The organism is Pseudomonas sp. B21_DOA, from assembly GCA_030544685.1.
Lineage (GTDB): Bacteria > Pseudomonadota > Gammaproteobacteria > Pseudomonadales > Pseudomonadaceae > Aquipseudomonas > Aquipseudomonas fluorescens_AO.
The window spans coordinates 1,242,793-1,261,125 of the sequence record CP086683.1 but is presented as its reverse complement, the minus strand read 5'-3'; the positions used below and the strand labels follow the sequence as shown (position 1 = coordinate 1,261,125).

Annotated in this window: 12 protein-coding genes and 3 pseudogenes; 10 read left to right on the top strand and 5 right to left on the bottom strand. The window is 60.9% G+C overall.

From position 1 onward, the window contains the following. The first annotated feature begins 36 nt into the window (after positions 1 to 36). From LJU32_05885 to rimK, 3 genes and pseudogenes are all read left to right on the top strand, one after another. Positions 37 to 815, top strand: a pseudogene (locus tag LJU32_05885) (EAL domain-containing protein). Positions 816 to 848: 33 nt separating this feature from the next. Continuing rightward, positions 849 to 1,310, top strand: coding sequence for an ATP-dependent zinc protease (locus LJU32_05880; protein WKV91046.1), 462 nt, complete (start codon positions 849 to 851; stop codon positions 1,308 to 1,310). Continuing rightward, positions 1,307 to 2,212: a 30S ribosomal protein S6--L-glutamate ligase gene (gene rimK / locus LJU32_05875; GenBank protein WKV89850.1), complete on the top strand. Its 906-nt coding sequence runs from the start codon at positions 1,307 to 1,309 to the stop codon at positions 2,210 to 2,212. The genes LJU32_05880 and rimK overlap by 4 nt, the downstream gene beginning before the upstream one ends. 91 nt (positions 2,213 to 2,303) lie before the next feature. Here the strand turns inward: rimK and LJU32_05870 are convergent. Continuing rightward, positions 2,304 to 3,615, bottom strand: a pseudogene (locus tag LJU32_05870) (HAMP domain-containing protein). A 114-nt stretch (positions 3,616 to 3,729) separates the two neighbouring features. Further along, positions 3,730 to 4,470: a two-component system response regulator OmpR gene (ompR, locus tag LJU32_05865; protein WKV89849.1), complete on the bottom strand. Its 741-nt coding sequence runs from the start codon at positions 4,468 to 4,470 to the stop codon at positions 3,730 to 3,732. A gap of 358 nt (positions 4,471 to 4,828) precedes the next feature. On the opposite strand from ompR, the gene LJU32_05860 reads away from it, so the two are divergent. From LJU32_05860 to tauD, 7 genes are all read left to right on the top strand, one after another. After that, positions 4,829 to 7,153, top strand: coding sequence for an RNA-binding transcriptional accessory protein (locus LJU32_05860; GenBank protein ID WKV89848.1), 2,325 nt, complete (start codon positions 4,829 to 4,831; stop codon positions 7,151 to 7,153). Then, positions 7,153 to 7,536, top strand: a complete 384-nt coding sequence (locus tag LJU32_05855; GenBank protein WKV89847.1) for a PaaI family thioesterase — start codon at positions 7,153 to 7,155, stop codon at positions 7,534 to 7,536. Before LJU32_05860 ends, LJU32_05855 begins: the two co-directional genes overlap by 1 nt. Positions 7,537 to 7,782: 246 nt before the next feature. Beyond that, positions 7,783 to 9,366 carry a glutamate--cysteine ligase gene (gene gshA / locus LJU32_05850; GenBank protein ID WKV89846.1) on the top strand — a complete coding sequence of 528 codons (1,584 nt, stop codon included), beginning with the start codon at positions 7,783 to 7,785 and terminating at the stop codon, positions 9,364 to 9,366. A gap of 257 nt (positions 9,367 to 9,623) precedes the next feature. After that, on the top strand, positions 9,624 to 10,601 hold the full coding sequence (tauA, locus tag LJU32_05845) for a taurine ABC transporter substrate-binding protein (protein ID WKV89845.1): 978 nt from the start codon (positions 9,624 to 9,626) through the stop codon (positions 10,599 to 10,601). 16 nt (positions 10,602 to 10,617) lie between these two features. Continuing rightward, positions 10,618 to 11,412 (top strand): taurine ABC transporter ATP-binding subunit, encoded by a 795-nt coding sequence (gene tauB, locus LJU32_05840; protein ID WKV89844.1) that lies wholly within the window; start codon positions 10,618 to 10,620, stop codon positions 11,410 to 11,412. Next, positions 11,409 to 12,242, top strand: a complete 834-nt coding sequence (gene tauC / locus LJU32_05835; GenBank protein WKV89843.1) for a taurine ABC transporter permease TauC — start codon at positions 11,409 to 11,411, stop codon at positions 12,240 to 12,242. The genes tauB and tauC overlap by 4 nt, the downstream gene beginning before the upstream one ends. Positions 12,243 to 12,386: 144 nt before the next feature. Further along, complete coding sequence (gene tauD, locus LJU32_05830) at positions 12,387 to 13,229, top strand: taurine dioxygenase (GenBank protein WKV89842.1); 843 nt, start codon at positions 12,387 to 12,389, stop codon at positions 13,227 to 13,229. A gap of 129 nt (positions 13,230 to 13,358) precedes the next feature. Here the strand turns inward: tauD and mgrA are convergent, their stop codons facing one another. The 3 genes and pseudogenes from mgrA to LJU32_05815 all read right to left on the bottom strand — a co-directional run bounded on the left by mgrA (position 13,359) and on the right by LJU32_05815 (position 18,134). Continuing rightward, the gene (mgrA, locus tag LJU32_05825; protein WKV89841.1) at positions 13,359 to 14,396 is read right to left on the bottom strand and encodes an L-glyceraldehyde 3-phosphate reductase; all 1,038 of its coding nucleotides are present in this window, start codon (positions 14,394 to 14,396) and stop codon (positions 13,359 to 13,361) included. 192 nt (positions 14,397 to 14,588) lie between these two features. Then, entirely contained in the window at positions 14,589 to 15,908 is a 1,320-nt protein-coding gene (locus LJU32_05820) for an LLM class flavin-dependent oxidoreductase (GenBank protein ID WKV89840.1), read from the bottom strand. Position 15,909: 1 nt separating this feature from the next. Further along, a pseudogene (locus LJU32_05815) lies at positions 15,910 to 18,134 on the bottom strand (TonB-dependent receptor). Positions 18,135 to 18,333: the final 199 nt, after the last annotated feature.

Below are 18,333 nucleotides of genomic sequence, written 5' to 3'. Positions count from 1 at the left end.
GTGATCTTCGCCGCCTGACCGGCCTGGAGTGATCGAGTGACAAAATTTCCGACTTCATTGACCTCGCCAAAGGGCGGTTGCCAGGGCTGCCAGCAGAGCGAGCCGCTGGACTTCGATTTTGCCTTCGCCTACCAGCCGATCGTCGATCTGCGCGACCAATCGGTATTCGCCCATGAAGCGCTGGTGCGCGGTGTGGCCGGTGAGGGGCGCTGTCCGTGTTAAATCAGGTTACAGAAGACAACCGCTACCGCTTCGACCAGCTCTGCCGGACTCGCGCCATCGAAGGCGCGGCCAGTCTTAATATGCAGACACACTTGTCGATCAACTTTTTGCCCAACGCCGTCTACCGTCCAGAGTTATGCATTCGCAGCACACTGGAGGCCGCACGAAAACACAACTTTCCGATCGACCGGCTGATTTTCGAAACCCTGGAGATCGAGCACGTAGATAATTATCGCCATTTGACCAATATTCTGCGTGAATACCGCGAATTCGGCTTCAAGACCGCCATCGACGATTTCGGTGCCGGTTATTCGGGGCTCAATCTGCTGGCTGATTTCCAACCGGACCTGATCAAACTCGACATGGCGCTGATCCGCGATATCGATCAAGACCGTGTCCGTCAGGTAATCGTGCGGGGGATTGTCACAATGTGTGCGGAGTTGAACGTTACAGTCATTGCCGAGGGCATCGAGAGCGCCGGGGAACGGGACTTCCTCGCGGACTGTGGAATATTTCTGATGCAGGGCTACTGGTTCGCCAAACCTGCTTTCAAAGCGTTGCCCCAGGTGCCAGACGAAGCCTGGAAGCGTTAACCCTTGGTTTTTTCTTTGAAGACATTTGATCATTTGACCGTTGTCGGTCTGCGCGAGTGGGTGGCGCTCCCGGGCCTGGGAGTCGCGGGCCTGCGCGCAAAAATCGACACCGGCGCCAGCACCTCCAGCCTGCACGCCACCGATATCGAACCGTTCGAACGCGACGGCGAGAAATGGGTGCGTTTCACCGCGCACCTAGGCACGGTGGTGCAACTGCGTCACCGGCGCTGCGAAGCGCCGCTGGTCACGCGCAAAACCATCAAGAGCTCCAACGGCCATGCGCAGGTGCGCTACGTGATCAGTACCACGCTGGCTTTGGGCGATCGGGTCTGGCCAGTGGAATTCACTTTGGCCTGCCGCAAGTCCATGCGTTATCGCCTGTTGCTCGGTTCCAAAGCCCTGATCGATGGCCAACTGGTGGTCAATCCGGGCATCAAGTATGTACAAGACAAGCCGGTGTTCCCGGTATCTACCTCCTCCACAGGTGTTGCATGAAGATCGCTGTGCTGTCGCGTAATCCGCGTCTGTATTCCACCCGCCGTCTGGTCGAAGCCGGAATCGAGCGCGGGCATGAAATGGTGGTGATCGACACCTTGCGCGCCTACATGAACATTGCCAGCCACAAGCCGCAGATCCATTACCGCGGCAAACCGCTGGAAGGTTTTGATGCGGTGATCCCGCGGATCGGCGCGTCGGTGACGTTCTACGGCTGCGCGGTGTTGCGTCAGTTCGAAATGATGGGCGTGTTCCCGCTCAACGAGTCGGTGGCCATTGCCCGCTCGCGGGACAAATTGCGTTCCCTGCAGCTGCTGTCGCGGCGCGGAATCGGTTTGCCGGTCACCGGTTTTGCCCACTCGCCGGACGACATTCCCGATCTGATCGCCATGGTCAACGGCGCACCGCTGGTGATCAAGGTACTCGAAGGCACTCAGGGCATCGGCGTGGTGCTGTGCGAAACCGCGACGGCGGCAGAGTCGGTGATCGAAGCATTCATGGGCCTGAAGCAGAACATCATGGTTCAGGAATACATCAAGGAAGCCGGCGGCGCGGATATCCGCTGCTTCGTGGTCGGCGACAAGGTGATCGCGGCAATGAAGCGTCAGGCCAAGCCGGGCGAGTTTCGTTCCAACCTGCATCGCGGCGGCAGCGCCAGCCTGATCAAGATCACCCCGGAAGAACGCATGACCGCGTTGCGCGCGGCCAAGGTAATGGGCCTGGCAGTGGCGGGTGTGGATATCCTGCGCTCCAATCACGGGCCGCTGGTGATGGAAGTCAATTCGTCGCCGGGACTGGAAGGGATCGAGACCACCACCGGCAAGAATGTCGCCGGGATCATCATCGAGCATCTGGAAAAGAATGGCGGGCCGAATATGACCCGCACCAAGGGCAAGGGCTAGAAAAGCAGGTGCTAGCGGCAAGCTTCAAGCGGCAAGTGAACAGCGCTTTGCTTGCAACTTGCAACTTGCAGCTTGAAGCTTGCAGCTGCTTCTAGACCGCATCTCGGGGCAACATCAATCCAAGCGGCAATCTCACCCGCGCCTCCAGTCCACCCCGGACCGGTTGCGCAATTCGACATTGCCGCCATGCATCGCCGCAATCCTTTTCACGATCGCCAGTCCCAGCCCGGTACCTTTGCCACCGCGAGCCCGATCACCTCGGGTAAACGGGTTGAAGATTGCTTCAAGCTCGGACGGATCGATACCGGCGCCACGGTCCATCACACTCAGGACCACATACGGCGCGCTGGTATCTCCTGACACATAAGCCGCGACCTCAACACCCGTGCCGGCATGGTTCAAGGCGTTGCCGATCAGGTTATTAAGCAGGCGTTTCATCGATACTCGACGTAGCGGAAACGGCTGGATCGGTTCCAGGCGCAAACGTACCTTCTCTTCATTCTGGTTGTATGGCGCGGCAACTTCGCGCACCAGATCGCTGAGGTCGACTTCTTCTACAGACTCATCGCGACCGTCGCGGATGAACGCGAGGAACTGGTCGAGAATCGCATCCATGTCTTCGATGTCGCGAACCATGTCGTCGGTGAGGTCGGTGTGATCGCCCATCAGTTCCAGCGACAGGCGCAAGCGCGTCAGCGGTGTGCGCAAGTCATGGGAGACGCCGGCGAGCATCAGCTCACGCTCACGCCCGGCCTGTTCGACGTCCTCGGCCATCTGATTGAAGGCGCGGTAAACCTCGGTCATTTCGCTGGGCGTGTCGCTGATCGGCAGGCGCACGCTGCGGCCCTGGCCGAGTTGTCGCGCGGCATACACCAGACGCTTCAGCGGCTGGTTGAGCTGGCTGACGAAAATCCATGCCGACGCCGTCGATAGCAGGCCGATGGCGAGGAACCAGCCGAGCACGTTCCAGATTTTCTGGCCGCGCAGCGGATGCGGATACAGCGGTACTTTCAGCCAGCCATCGCCCAGGCTCGGCGCCCTCACCCACAATGCCGGCGGCGAGTGCATGCGCAAGCGCACCTCAGTGTCGGCCCCCAGTTCGGCCTGCATTTGGCGCTGATAGATTTCGCTGTACGGCCAGTGTTGTTCGCCTTCCGGCACACCGGCGCCAACCACGCGGATCAGGGTCGCGGCATCGGCGATTTTTGCGCGGTTTTCTTCGTCGGCGGCCCAATAGGCGCGCAGCGTCAGAGCGACGCCATGGCTGTATTGGCGATCCACCAGCACGTCCTCGTTCATCAACAGATAAACCAGGGTCAGCGCCTTGGAAAACAGCACGACGATCAGCACCAGCCAGAGGGTGCGGGAGAAAAACTTTGGGGGAACCAGACGGGGGTTTTCATCTTTAACCGCTACACACTTGCAGGAGCGAGCAATGCTCGCATATTGCGGATTGCGAGTCTGTGGCAATGGCCGTGCGGCCAGAGCCTTGCAGACCCGCTCCTACAAATCACCGATCACTTGGTGGCGGTGCCATCCGGTACGAACACGTAACCCACGCCCCAGACGGTCTGGATGTAACGCGGTTTCGACGGATCGGGTTCGATCATCCGGCGCAGACGCGAGATCTGCACGTCGATGGAACGCTCGAGCGCATCCCATTCACGGCCACGGGCGAGATTCATCAGCTTGTCACGGGTCAGTGGCTGACGAGCGTTCATCACCAGCGCCTTGAGTACCGCGAACTCACCGGTGGTGAGCATGTGCACTTCATCGCCACGCTTGAGTTCGCGGGTGGCCAGCGACAACACGTAATCACCGAAGGTGACGTTTTCGTCTTCGCTGCCCGGTGCGCCCGGTACCGGTGCGGCCTGACGGCGCAATACCGCTTTGACCCGTGCCATCAGCTCGTCCGGGTTGAACGGCTTGGCCAGGTAATCGTCGGCGCCCAGTTCAAGGCCCTTGATGCGGCTCAGCTCATCGCCCTTGGCGGTGAGCATGATGATCGGAATCTGGTTGTTCGCGCCGCGCAGGCGGCGGCACGCGGTCAGGCCGTCTTCGCCCGGCAGCATCAGGTCGAGGACGACCAGATTGAACACTTCACGCGCCAGCAGACGGTCCATCTGCTCGGTGTTCGGAACGGTACGGGCACGGTAGCCCTTGCTGACGAAGAAACGCTCCAGCAGGCTGCTCAGCCCCGGATCGTCATCAACGATTAGAATTTTTTCGCCTTCAGCCGTTTGTGCAGTGCTGCTCATTGGATGCTCCTTTTAGCTCGGCGCGCATTATGGCGTAGCTGCCGTTATACGCACCGTGTGCATTGTTAGCAGATTTTTCCTTCACTGCCAGAAAACCGGGGTTTATGCCTACAGGCTGCAACGCCCCCGAATGACAGAACGCTGGTTATAATGCGCGGCGTTTTGCGCCAGGCAACGTCTGAATCGTTACCGTAAGTGGCCGGTATTTTTTCCGGCCCTGTGCAGCAACTGTTCGATTTTACGGGTCAATGGGCTGCCTCTTGATCCAGGCAGCGGCAATCTACTAGCCGCTCAATCAGCCTCCAGGCCTTTATCTGCGTGCCTGAGAGCCTGCTTTCAAACTATGTCAGGTGGTTTTATGGACAGCATCAACAGCCGCATTGCCGAGGAACTCGGCGTACGCCCACAACAGGTCGAAGCGGCCGTCGCGCTACTCGATGAAGGTTCTACCGTTCCCTTCATCGCCCGTTACCGGAAAGAAGTCACCGGCAGCCTCGATGACACCCAGTTGCGTCATCTGGAAGAGCGCCTGCGCTACCTGCGAGAACTCGACGAACGGCGCATCAGCATCCTCGCCAGCATCGAAGAGCAAGGCAAACTCACTCCTGCCCTCGAGCGCGACATCAAGCTCGCCGACACCAAAACCCGTCTCGAAGACTTGTACCTGCCGTACAAGCAGAAGCGCCGCACCAAGGGCCAGATCGCCCTCGAGGCCGGCCTCGGCGAACTGGCCGACGGCTTGTTCAACGACCCGAACCTGTCGCCGGAAACCGAAGCCGCGCGCTTCGTCGACGCCGAAAAAGGCGTGGCCGATGTCAAGGCTGCACTGGAAGGCGCCAAGTACATCCTGATGGAGCGCTTCGCCGAGGACGCCAGCCTGCTGGAAAAGCTGCGCAATTTCCTCAAGCAGGAAGCGATCCTCAGTGCCCGCGTCATCGCCGGCAAGGAAGAGGAAGGCGCCAAATTCCGCGATTATTTCGAGCACGACGAGCCGCTGAAAAGCATGCCGTCGCACCGCGCCCTCGCCATTTTCCGCGGCCGCAATGAAGGCATTCTCAGCTCCGCGCTGAAAGTCGGCGATGAGCTGCCCGGCACCATGCACCCGTGCGAAGGCATGATCGGCCAGCAGTTCGGCATCCAGAACCAGAACCGCCCGGCGGACAAGTGGCTGGGCGAAGTGGTGCGCTGGACCTGGAAGGTCAAGCTCTACACCCACCTGGAAACCGATCTGCTGGGCGAGTTGCGCGATGGCGCCGAAACCGAAGCGATCAACGTCTTCGCGCACAACCTGCACGACCTGCTGCTGGCCGCTCCGGCCGGCCCGCGCGCGACCTTGGGCCTCGACCCGGGCCTGCGTACCGGCTGCAAGGTGGCCGTGGTCGACTCGACCGGCAAGCTGCTCGATCACGCCACGGTTTACCCGCACGTGCCGCACAACAAATGGGATCAGACCATCGCCATTCTCGCCGCGCTGTGCGCCAAGCACTCGGTGGATCTGATCGCCATCGGCAACGGTACTGCCAGCCGTGAGACCGACAAGCTGGCGATCGAACTGATAAAAAAATATCCAGCGATGAAAATGACCAAGGTCATGGTGTCCGAAGCCGGCGCCTCGGTGTACTCGGCCTCGGAACTGGCGGCCAAGGAATTCCCGGACCTCGACGTGTCGATCCGTGGCGCCGTGTCGATCGCCCGTCGCTTGCAGGATCCGCTGGCCGAACTGGTGAAAATCGATCCGAAATCCATTGGTGTCGGCCAATATCAGCACGACGTCTCGCAACTGAAACTGGCGCGCGGTCTGGATGCTGTGGTCGAGGATTGCGTGAACGCCGTGGGCGTGGATGTGAATACCGCCTCCGTGGCTTTGCTGGCACGGATCTCCGGGCTCAACGCAACGCTGGCGCAGAACATCGTTGCTCACCGTGACGAACATGGCGCATTCAAAACCCGTGCAGCACTGAAGAAAGTCGCGCGCCTGGGCGAAAAAACCTTCGAACAGGCCGCCGGTTTCTTGCGCGTAATGAACGGCGACAACCCGCTGGATTCCTCGGCGGTGCACCCGGAAGCCTATCCGCTGGTGCAGCGCATTGCCGCTGAAACCGACCGCGACATCCGCTCGCTGATCGGCGATGCCGCGTTTCTCAAGCGTCTGGATCCGAAGAAATTCACCGATGAAACCTTCGGTCTGCCCACCGTGACCGACATCCTGCAAGAACTGGAAAAACCCGGTCGCGATCCACGTCCGGAGTTCAAGACTGCCGAGTTCCAGGAAGGCGTCGAAGACCTCAAGGACCTGCAACTGGGGATGATCCTTGAAGGCGTGGTGACCAACGTTACGGCGTTCGGTGCGTTCGTTGACATCGGCGTGCATCAGGATGGTCTGGTGCACATCTCGGCGCTCTCGGAGAAGTTCATCAAGGACCCACGCGAAGCGGTCAAGGCCGGTGACGTGGTGAAAGTGAAGGTCATGGAAGTCGACATTCCGCGCAAACGCGTCGGCCTGTCGATGCGCATGAGCGACACGCCGGGCGAGAAGGTCGACGGCGCCCGTGGCTCGCGTCCGGGCTCGGCACCGCGCCAGTCTTCGGGCAATGCGCCACGCAAGGAAACTGCGACCGCCGCACCGGTGAACAACGCGATGGCCTCGCTGTTCGCCAACGCCAAGCAATTGAAGAAACGCTGATGGACATGCCGGCCGGGCTCGTCGAGAGCGCGTTTTTCAAGCTGTTGGGCTGCCGCCTGCACAGCCTCGACACCGGGGTGGCGCAAGTCGCCCTGGTGCTTGAGCCCGAACTGCGCAACCGTGGCGGCAAATTGCACGGCGGCGCGCTGTTCAGCCTGGTCGACATTGCCATGGGCCTGGCTTGCTCCAGCAGCCATGGCTTCGATCAGCAGAGCGCGACCATCGAATGCAAGATCAACTACATCCGCGCCGTTTCCGAGGGCGAGGTGCTGTGCACGGCGCGGGTGATCCACCCGGGCCGGCGCACGCTGGTGGTCGAAGCCGAGGTGATGCAGGGCGACAAACTGGTCGCAAAAGCGCAAGGCACCTTCGCTGTCCTGTAGATGTTGCTCATCATTTTGAGTTAATTTCGGCGCAACGAATCCTGCAGGAGCTGCCGCAGGCTGCGATCTTTTGATCTTGGTGTTAAAAAACAAAATCAAAAGATCGCAGCCTTCGGCAGCTCCTACGGGTTATGTGTGCGGCTGACAGGCTAGAAAACCAGGCGATAACGCCAGTTTCAACTTCACCCTTGTAGACCGTCCTGCCCACCCCCATATTGGGGCGACTGACGCGTGAAGGAATCCAAATTGAGCGAACTTCTCAACCGCCGCCTGGCTCTGCTTGGCGAGCGCGCTAACCTCTCTCTGCTCAAGCAGTGCCTGCACGGTATCGAACGTGAGTGCCTGCGCGTGACCAGTGAAGGTCGCCTGGCGCAGACGCCGCACCCCGAAGCCCTGGGTTCCGCGCTGACCAACGAACAGATCACCACCGACTACTCCGAGTCGCTGCTGGAATTCATCACGCCTGCCCTGCCGGATCCTGCCGACACGCTGGCGAGCCTGGACAAGATTCATCGCTTTGCCTACAGCAAACTCGGCAACGAGTACCTGTGGAGTCCATCGATGCCGTGCCCGTTGCCGGCCGAGGAAGACATTCCGATCGCCTATTACGGCACCTCCAACATCGGTCAGCTCAAGTACGTCTACCGCAAGGGCCTGGCCCTGCGTTACGGCAAGACCATGCAATGCATTGCCGGGATTCACTACAACTTCTCCCTGCCGGAACAGCTTTGGCCATTGCTGCGCGAAGCCGAAGGTTTCGTCGGCACTGACCGCGATTTCCAGTCAGTGTCCTATATCGCCCTGATCCGCAACTTCCGTCGCTACAGCTGGCTGCTGATGTACCTGTTCGGTGCTTCGCCGGCGCTGGACGCCGGTTTCCTGCGCGGGCGTTCGCATCAGCTCGAACAACTCGATCCGGACACCCTCTATCTGCCGTACGCCACCAGCCTGCGCATGAGCGATCTCGGTTATCAGAGCAACGCCCAGGCCGGCCTGACACCGTGCTACAACGATCTGGCGAGCTATACCGACAGCCTGCGCGAAGCCGTGGCCACGCCGTATGCGCCGTATGTTGAAGTCGGTACGCACAAGGATGGTGAGTGGGTGCAGCTCAACACCAACATCCTGCAGATCGAAAACGAGTACTACTCCAACATCCGCCCGAAACGCGTGACCTACACCGGCGAGCGGCCGATCCAGGCGCTGATGGCGCGCGGCATTCAGTACGTCGAAGTGCGCTGCCTGGACATCAACCCGTTCCTGCCGATGGGCATCGATATCACCGAGTCGCGCTTCATCGACGCCTTCCTGCTGTATTGCGCGCTGAACGACAGCCCGCTGCTGACCAACACTTCGTGCGGCAATGCCACCTCGAACTTCCTCAGCGTGGTCAAGGAAGGCCGCCGTCCGGGCCTGCAATTGCAGCGTGACGGTCAGCCGGTCGAGATGAAACAGTGGGCGGCCGAGCTGCTGGAGCAGATTGCTCCGCTGGCGGCGATGCTTGATCAGAGCGTTGGCGGTGATGCCCACAGCAAGGCGCTGGATGCGCAACTGGCCAAGGTCAACGACCCGTCGTTGACGCCATCGGCGCAGGTGTTGGCCGCCATGGCCGAGCACAAGGAAAGCTTTGCGCAGTTCTCCCTGCGTCAGAGCCAGGCCCATGCCGAGTTCTTCCGCAGCGAGCCGTTGGCAGCTGACGAGCAAGCGAAGTTTGAAGAACTGGCGCGCGCGTCGCTGGCGCAGCAGACCGAGCTTGAGCAGAACGAAGTCGGCGATTTCGACGTCTTTGTTGGTGCGTATCAGGCGAGTATCCTCGCCATCAGCAATTAAAGCCGCCCCGGCCATGATCGTTCCCACGCTCTGCGTGGGAATGCAGCCTGTGACGCTCCGCGTCGCTTTGGACGCAGAGCGTCCCTTGAGGCGTTACCATGCAGAGCGTGGGAACGATCAGTCAAAAGCTCACATCCTCTCCTGCCTTAGATTTTTCCGCTCATAAGCTCATTCGAAAAAGTTATTTATTTTTGAATTCTTAGATCATTTAGTCTCCGTTCACGCCGACATTCGGTCGCCTGATCTGGAGCTCTCAATTGAAACTGAATTTCCCGCTTCGCCTGCTCGCCGCCGCCTCGCTGGCCGCTGCAAGCTTCCTCGCCCAGGCGGCCGACCTCACCGTTGCCTACCAGACTACCGTCGACCCGGCCAAAGTCGCTCAGGCCGACGGCGCCTACGAGAAAGCCACCAAGGCCGATATCAGCTGGCGCAAGTTCGATAACGGCGCCGACATCATCGCCGCCATCGCGTCCGGCGATGTGCAGATCGGCTACCTCGGTTCGAGTCCACTGACCGCCGCGATCACCCGCAAGGTACCGGTAGAAACCTTCCTGATTGCCACGCAGATCGGCGCCGCTGAAGCACTGGTCGCGCGCGACGGCTCCGGCATCAAGACTCCGCAGAATCTGATCGGCAAGAAAATCGCCGTGCCGTTCGTGTCCACCGGGCACTACAGCCTGCTCGCCGCGCTCAAGCACTGGAACATCGACCCGTCGAAAGTCACTGTGCTCAACCTCGCGCCGCCAGCGATCATCGCGGCGTGGAAGCGCGGCGACATCGACGCCACTTACGTGTGGGATCCGGCACTGGGCGTCGCCAAGGAAAACGGCAAAGTGCTGATTACCTCCGGCGAGTTGGCCAAGTTCGGCGCACCAACCTTCGATGCGTGGATCGTGCGCAAGGACTTCGCCGCCAAGCACCCGGAAATCGTCACCGCATTCGCCAAGGTCACCCTCGATGCCTACGCCGATTACCGCAAGGATCCGCAGGCCTGGCTGGCCAACCAGAGCAACGTCGACAAACTGGTCAAACTCTCCGGCGCCAAGGCCAGCGACATTCCATTGCTGCTGCAGGGCAACGTCTACCCATTGGCGGCGGATCAGGTGAGCGACCTCGGCGCGCCGACCACCAAAGCCATCACCGACACCGCCGCGTTCCTCAAGGAGCAAGACAAGGTCGAAGCCGTGCTGCCGGACTACGCGCCGTACGTCAGCGCCAAATACATCACCAACTGATCGGGAGATAACAGCGATGGCCTTGCTACAGCTGGAGCGCATCAGCGCACAGTACCCGGGCAGCCCGGAGCCGGTGCTGGCGGATATTTCCCTGACCCTGGGGCCGCAGCAACTGCTGGTTGCCCTCGGCCCGTCCGGCAGTGGCAAGACTTCGCTGTTGAACCTGATTGCCGGTTTCGTCGAACCGAGCGCCGGGCGCATCACCCTCGACAGCGTGCCGGTCAAAGGTCCGAGCGCCGAACGTGGCGTGGTGTTCCAGGATGACGCCTTGCTGCCCTGGCAGGACGTACTGGCCAACGTCGCCTTCGGCCTCGAACTGGCCGGCGTTACCAAGGACAAACGCGAACAGCGCGCCCGGGAAATGCTCGCGCTGGTCGATCTCGCCGGTTTCGAAGACCGGCGCATCTGGCAATTGTCCGGTGGCCAGAAACAACGCGTCGGCCTCGCCCGCGCCCTTGCCGCCGACCCGCGCGTGTTGCTGATGGACGAGCCGTTCGGTGCGCTTGATGCATTCACTCGCGAGCAGATGCAGGAGCTGTTGCTGCAAGTCTGGCAGCGCACTGCCAAACCGGTTTTTCTTATTACCCACGACATTGAAGAAGCGGTGTTCCTCGCCACGGACCTGATTCTGCTGGCACCGAATCCGGGGCAGATCGTTGAGCGGCTGCAATTGGATTTTGGTCAGCGTTATGCCGCTGGCGAGTCGGCCCGTGCGGTCAAATCCGATCCGCGCTTTATCGAAACCCGCGAGCACGTGCTGAGCAAAGTCTTCTCGCAACGCAGCGCCGTACCCCGGCAGGAGCGCGCATGAGCAGTTACGACGTTTCCGCTGCGGCGGTGAAAACACCTTCGGTGAGCATCCCGGTGCGCCGCAGCCTCAGCACTCGCTGGATCAGCCTGCTGACGCTGTTCGGCCTCTTGGCGATCTGGTGGGCGGTGACCGCGACCGGCGTGATCGAACCGTTGTTCTTGCCACCGCCTTCTGCCGTGCTGCAAAAAGGCTGGTTACTCGCGACCTCGGGATACATGGATTCGACGCTGTGGCAGCACCTGGGCGCCAGCCTCAGCCGCATCGGTCTGGGCCTCGCTTTTGCGATTCTGACCGCCGTGCCGGTGGGCATTGCCATCGGCGCCAATCGCATCGCCCGTGGTGTCCTCGATCCGCTGATCGAGTTCTACCGCCCGATCCCGCCGCTGGCGTATCTGCCGCTGATCGTGATCTGGTGCGGGATCGGCGAGTTGTCGAAAGTGCTACTGATCTATCTGGCGATTTTCGCGCCGATTGCCATCGCCACTGCAACGGGTGTGCGCACCGTTGATCCGGCAAAACTGCGCGCGGCGCAGTCGTTGGGTGCGACGCGCGTGCAGTTGATTCGTCATGTGATTTTGCCGAGCGCTCTGCCGGACATTCTCACCGGCGTGCGCATTGGTCTGGGCGTCGGCTGGTCGACGCTCGTCGCCGCTGAACTGATCGCGGCCACCAGCGGCCTGGGCTTCATGGTGCAGTCGGCGGCGCAATTTCTGGTCACCGACGTGGTGGTGCTGGGGATTCTGGTCATCGCCCTGATCGCCTTCGCCATGGAAATGGGCTTGCGTGCCCTGCAGCGCAAACTCGTGCCATGGCACGGCCAGGCGCACTAAATCGATTTGTGAAAATTCCCCTGTGAGAGCGAGCCTGCTCGCGAAAGCGTCAGATCAGTCACTGCACTGTCGCCTGACACTCTGCATTCGCGAGCAGGCTCGCTCCCACAAAAGCATGACACTCCGAATTCGAAGAGAACGACCATGAGCACCCTCAACATCACCCCGTTAAGCTCGGCCCTCGGTGCGCAGATCAGCGGCGTCGACATCAGCCAGCCGCTGAGCCTGGAGCACCGCGACGCCATCGAGCAGGCGTTGCTCAAATATCAGGTGCTGTTCTTTCGCAACCAGCCGATCGAGCCGGCACAGCAGGCGCGCTTCGCGCATTATTTCGGCGACCTGCACATTCATCCGATCTACCCGAACGTGCCGGAACAACCGGAAGTGCTGATCCTCGACACCGCGGTCACCGACGTGCGCGACAACGCAATCTGGCACACCGACGTGACCTTCCTGCCGACGCCGGCAATGGGCGCGGTGCTCAGCGCCAAGTTGCTACCGGAGTTCGGTGGCGACACGCTGTGGGCCAGCGGGATTGCTGCGTATGAAGCGTTGTCGGCGCCGATGAAAAGCCTGCTCGAAGGCCTCACCGCCACCCACGATTTCACTCGTTCGTTTCCGCTCGAGCGCTACGGCAACACGCCTGAAGCGCTGGCGCAGTGGGAAGAGGCACGACGCAAGAATCCACCGCTGTCGCACCCGCTGATTCGCACCCATCCGGTCAGCGGACGGCGCTCGCTGTTCGTCAGTGAAGGGTTCACCTCGAAAATCAACGAGCTCTCGGAAACCGAGAGCGAGGCGATCCTGAAGTTTCTGTTCGCCCACGCGACCCGGCCGGAATTCACTATCCGCTGGCGCTGGCAGAAAGACGACATCGCCTTCTGGGATAACCGCGTGACCCAGCATTACGCGGTGGACGATTACCGCCCGGCGCGGCGGGTGATGCAGCGGGCGACAGTGTTGGGGGATGTGCCGTTCTTCAAGTGATAGCTGATGATCGTTCCCTCGCTCTGCGTGGGAATGCATCAACGGACGCTCCGCGTTCGGCTTTAGATGGGACGCGGAGCGTCCCGGCGGCATTCCCACGCAGAGCGTGGGAACGATCCTCTCAGCGGCTTATTCGGCTGTCGAAGGCTTCTCCCAAAGATTGATCCCGCCCTCCTGGGCAAACCGGTCGATCTCCGCCAGCTCTTCAGCGCTGAAATCCAGATTCTTCAACGCCCCCACGTTCTCGATGATCTGCCCCGGCCGGCTCGCGCCGATCAACGCCGAGGTCACTCGTGGATCACGCAGCGTCCACGCCAGTGCCAGTTGCGCCAGACTCTGGCCGCGACGCTGGGCGATCTCGTTCAACGCTCGCACGTGAGCAATGTTTGCTTCGGACAAGTGCGAAGCCTGCAACGAACCGCCGCCCGGGCGATTGACTCGCGCATCCGCTGGCACGCCGTTGAGGTACTTGTCGGTAAGCAGACCTTGCGCCAGCGGAGTGAAAGCGATCACGCCCGTGCCGAGCTCATCGGTGGTATCGAGCAAATCCTTTTCCACCCAGCGATTGAGCAGGTTGTACGCCGGTTGATGGATCAACAGCGGCACCTTCCACTCTTTCAGGAGCGCGGCCATTTCGCGGGTTTTCACTCCGGAATAGGACGAGATGCCGATGTACAGCGCCTTGCCCTGCTGCACAGCGGTGGCGAGGGCGCTGGCGGTTTCTTCCAGCGGGGTGTCCGGGTCGAAGCGGTGCGAATAGAAGATATCCACATAGTCGAGGCCGAGGCGTTGCAGGCTCTGGTCGAGGCTGGCCAGCACGTATTTACGCGAACCGCCGCCCTGGCCGTAAGGGCCGGGCCACATGTCCCAACCGGCCTTGCTGGAGATGATCAGCTCGTCGCGATATTGCTTGAAGTCCTCGCGCAGCAGGCGACCGAAATTGATCTCGGCGCTGCCGTAGGGCGGGCCATAGTTGTTGGCCAGATCGAAATGGTTGATGCCCAGATCGAACGCCGTGCGCAGCAAGGCGCGCTGGGTGTAGATCGGTGTGCTGTCACCAAAGTTGTGCCACAGCCCCAGTGACAAGGCCGGCAGCACCAGACCGCTGCGGCCGACGCGGCGGTAGGGAATGGAGTCATAGCGGTTTTCGGCAGCGGTGTAAGTCATCGAATCCTCTCTTGTCTGTCTTTTAGTCATCAGAAACCGGACACCTTTGTGGCGAGGGGATTTATCCCCGATGGGTGGCAAAGCCGCCCCAAAACCTGAAACCTAGGTGAATCAGGTGTACCGAGTGCGCTGGTTTTACGACTGCTTCGCAGCCGAACGGGGATAAATCCCTCACCACAAAGGCCCCATCAATCATGCGAAGCGGTTTACAGGTCGGGCGAGCCCCAGGTTCTGCCGCAACGTGCGGCCTTCATATTCAGTTCTGAACAAGCCACGCCGTTGCAGTTCCGGTACCACGCCACTGGCGAAATCTTCCAGCCCGCCCGGCAGGTGCGGCACCAGCACGTTGAAGCCATCCGCTGCGCCTTGCTCGAACCATTCCTGCAGGCGATCGGCAATCTGCGCCGGCGTCCCGACCAAGCTGTAATGCCCACGTCCGCCAGCGATCCTGCGCCCGAGTTCGGCGAGGGTCAGATTCTCCCGCCCCGCCAGCTCAGTCAGCAGTTTCTGTCGGCTCCGCTGGCCGCTGTCAGTTAGCGGCAACTCTGGCAGAGGGCCGTCCAGCGGGTACTTCGATAAATCGAAGTTGCCCAGCATACGCCCAAGCAGCGCGACGCCCACCTCCGGTTCGACCAATTGCTGAAACGTTTCACATTTTTCCTGCGCTTCAGCCTCGCTGGCACCGACCACGACAAACACACCGGGCATGATTTTCAGCGAATCGGTGCTGCGCCCGAACCTGGCCAAGCGTCCCTTGATATCAGCATAAAACGCCTGTGCGGCGGCCAACGAAGTCTGCGCGGTGAACACCACTTCAGCGGTTTGTGCGGCCAACTCCCGCCCCGCCTCGGAAGATCCGGCCTGAACAATCACCGGTTGTCCCTGCGGCGAGCGCGCGACATTCAGCGGGCCTTTGACCCGGAAATGTTCACCGACATGGTCGAGCACGTGCAGCTTATGCGGGTGGTAATAGGCGCCGCTGGCCTTGTCGCGGTGGAAGGCATCGTCCTCCCAACTGTCCCAGAGCCCGGTAACCACCTGATGAAATTCGCGGGCACGGCTGTAGCGTTCGGCATGGCCGATGTGTGCATCGCGGCCAAAATTCAGCGCCTCGGCGGCGTTGTCCGAAGTCACCAGATTCCATCCGGCACGTCCGCCCGACAAATGATCGAGCGAAGCAAACTTGCGCGCCACGTGGTACGGCTCGTTGTAACTGGTGGTGGCTGTGGCAATCAGGCCGATGTGCTCGGTCAATGCACTCAGTGCCGAGAGCAAGGTCAGCGGCTCGAAGTGATCGGAGCGCGCCATGCGGCTGGCGATGTCATCGGTCGGTGCGGCGACGCTGTCGGCGACAAACAGCGCATCGAACTTTGCCGCTTCGGCGATCTGTGCCAGACGTTTGTAATGGGCGAAATCCAGCCCCGCATTCGCCGGCACATCCGGATGACGCCACGCCGCTACGTGATGCCCGGTGGCCATGAGAAACGCACCGAGTTTCATCTGCTTGCTCATCTCAGAAATCCTTGCGCAGTTGCACGCCGAAGTAGCGTTCGTCATCCCGTGGCACGGCGCGATAGATGTAGCTGCCGCCGCTGGCCAGCAATGGCGAATAGGACTTGTCGGCGAGGTTCTTGCCGAGCAGCGCGACGCGCCAGCCATTGCTGTAATCGGCCAGGGCGACGCTGGCGTTCCACAGCCCATAGGCGCCCTGTTTGGTATCGGGGTTCTGGCTGATGTCGTACTGCACTTCGCTTTGCCAGCTGTAGTCGGTGCCCAGTTCGATATCGAGACCGTTGTCCAGCGGGATGGTGTAGTCGGCACGCACGTAGCTTTCCAGTCCGGGCTGAATGGCAGAGGTTTGCCGTTGACGTTGCACGACGCCGCCGCGCCGGCCGGGCAAGCGAACTCGTCGATGCGTGCGCGGGTATAGGCCAGTGCGCCGGAGAACTTCAGTTGCTGGGTGGCTTGCAGGGCGTAGTCGAGTTCGACGCCTTCACTGGTGACGCTGCCGGCGTTGATCAACCGCGTCACCACTTGCCCGGCGACGGTGTCGAAAAAGTTCGCCTGATAGTTGTCGTACTCGCTGTGGAAGATCGTCAGGTTGGTGGTCAGGCGATTGTTCCAGGAAGTGGCTTTGATCCCCGCCTCCCAGGTGTTGGACGTCTCCGGTTTCAGCGCTTCGGTATCGCGCGGTTGCATGTTGAAGAACACGTTGTAGGCCGGGCCTTTGTAACCGCGCGAATAGGTCAGGTAAGTGGTGACGGTATCGCTCAGGTCGTACTGCAAACCGAGGCGGCCGGACCAGCCATCTTCGTCCACCGAGCCTGAGCTGCTGGTCGCCGGTTGAATGCCGCTGACCGTGGTCGCCGACGTGGAAACGCGGCGGTGATCGTATTCCAGATCGTCGTGGGTATAGCGCAGGCCGGCGATGCCGCGAAAGTCCGAAGTGAAGTTCAGCGTGCTCTCGCCAAACACCGCGTGGCTGTCATTGGTGGTGCTGTAATCGGCGACACCACGGTCAGTGCGAGCGGTCGTGGTGAGGGTGCGCTGATAGGTCTCGTCGTCCTTGCCATGCATGTAGAACAGGCCGCCGACGTACTCAAGAAACTCGCCTTTCGGCGAGGCCAGACGCAGCTCTTGCGAGTATTGGTCGAAAGCCAGATCGCCCTTGTCCGCCGTGCCGGGAAACGCGGCGGTCACGGTGCCAAGGCGATCGCCATCCTGATACTGGGTGTTGTCCCAGCCGCGCCATGCGGTGATCGACGTCAGGGTGTAATCGCCCAATTGCCAGTCGAGCTGGCCGGACAGGCCTTTGTTGACGTCCTCGATGTGAGAGCGGGTATCGGTGTTGATATCGCGATTGTGGCTGGTCGCATTCACCGGACTGAGCGCGTTGGCGAAGGCCGGCGTCAGCGCCTGGCTGACGACGCCATTGGGCGCGTCGTCGTGGGACTGCATGTAGTCAGCGATCAGGGTGAAGGTGACGTCGTCATTCGGGGTGAATTCGAGTTTGCCGCGCACCCCGCGATGGTTGTAACCGTTGACCTCCTGACCGTTGTGTTGGTTGTCGACATTGCCGTCGTAGGTGCCGAACAGCGTACTGATCGAGCCTTTCAACGTGTCCGGTATCAGGCTGCCGCCGATGCCGAAACGGGTGCGGCTTTCGTTGCCGCTGTAGTACGACTGATCAATGTAGCCGTGGGTCTCAGCGGTCGGCGCCTTGCTGGTGATGTTGAGTACACCGGCCGAAGCGTTCTTGCCAAACAACGTCCCTTGCGGGCCACGCAATACTTCGACGCGTTTCAGATCCAGCAGATCGAGCGTGGACTGACCCGGCCGCGCATACACCACGCCATCGATCACCGTCGCCACGGTCGGCTCGACGCCCGGCGAGGTGGAAATCGTACCGACGCCGCGCACGAACAATGAGGGGTCCTTGTTCGAAGCGCCGGTACGGAAATTCAGCGACGGCACTTGCTGGACGATGCTCGCCACGCCGTTGCGGTTGTCACGCTCAAGCTGCTCGCCATCGATCACCGAGACCGCCACCGGCACTTTTTGCAACGACTCTTCGCGGCGCGTGGCCGTAACGGTCACGGATTTGAGTGTCGGCTCTTGATCACTGCTCTCGGCAGCAAATGCGTTGGGCAACGACAGCGCCGCCAATCCCGTGAATAACCAGCCTGCAGCGCGAATCGACTGCGCCAGTGTGTGTGTCGCCCCAGGAATATTGTGCATGTTTGCCCGCTCGAAATTGGCCCTTAACCGCTGCCGTTCTGCGACGACAACGCCTGAATCGGTGTCTTGGGCATTCGCTCGAGCGAGTAGCAGACAGCGCGCTTTGTTAGCGCTAACATCGCCAGTATTGGCAAGCCGCACATAGAGCGTCCAATACTGAAAAATTACTTTTATATGCGATTTGGTTTTTAAGAGGGAT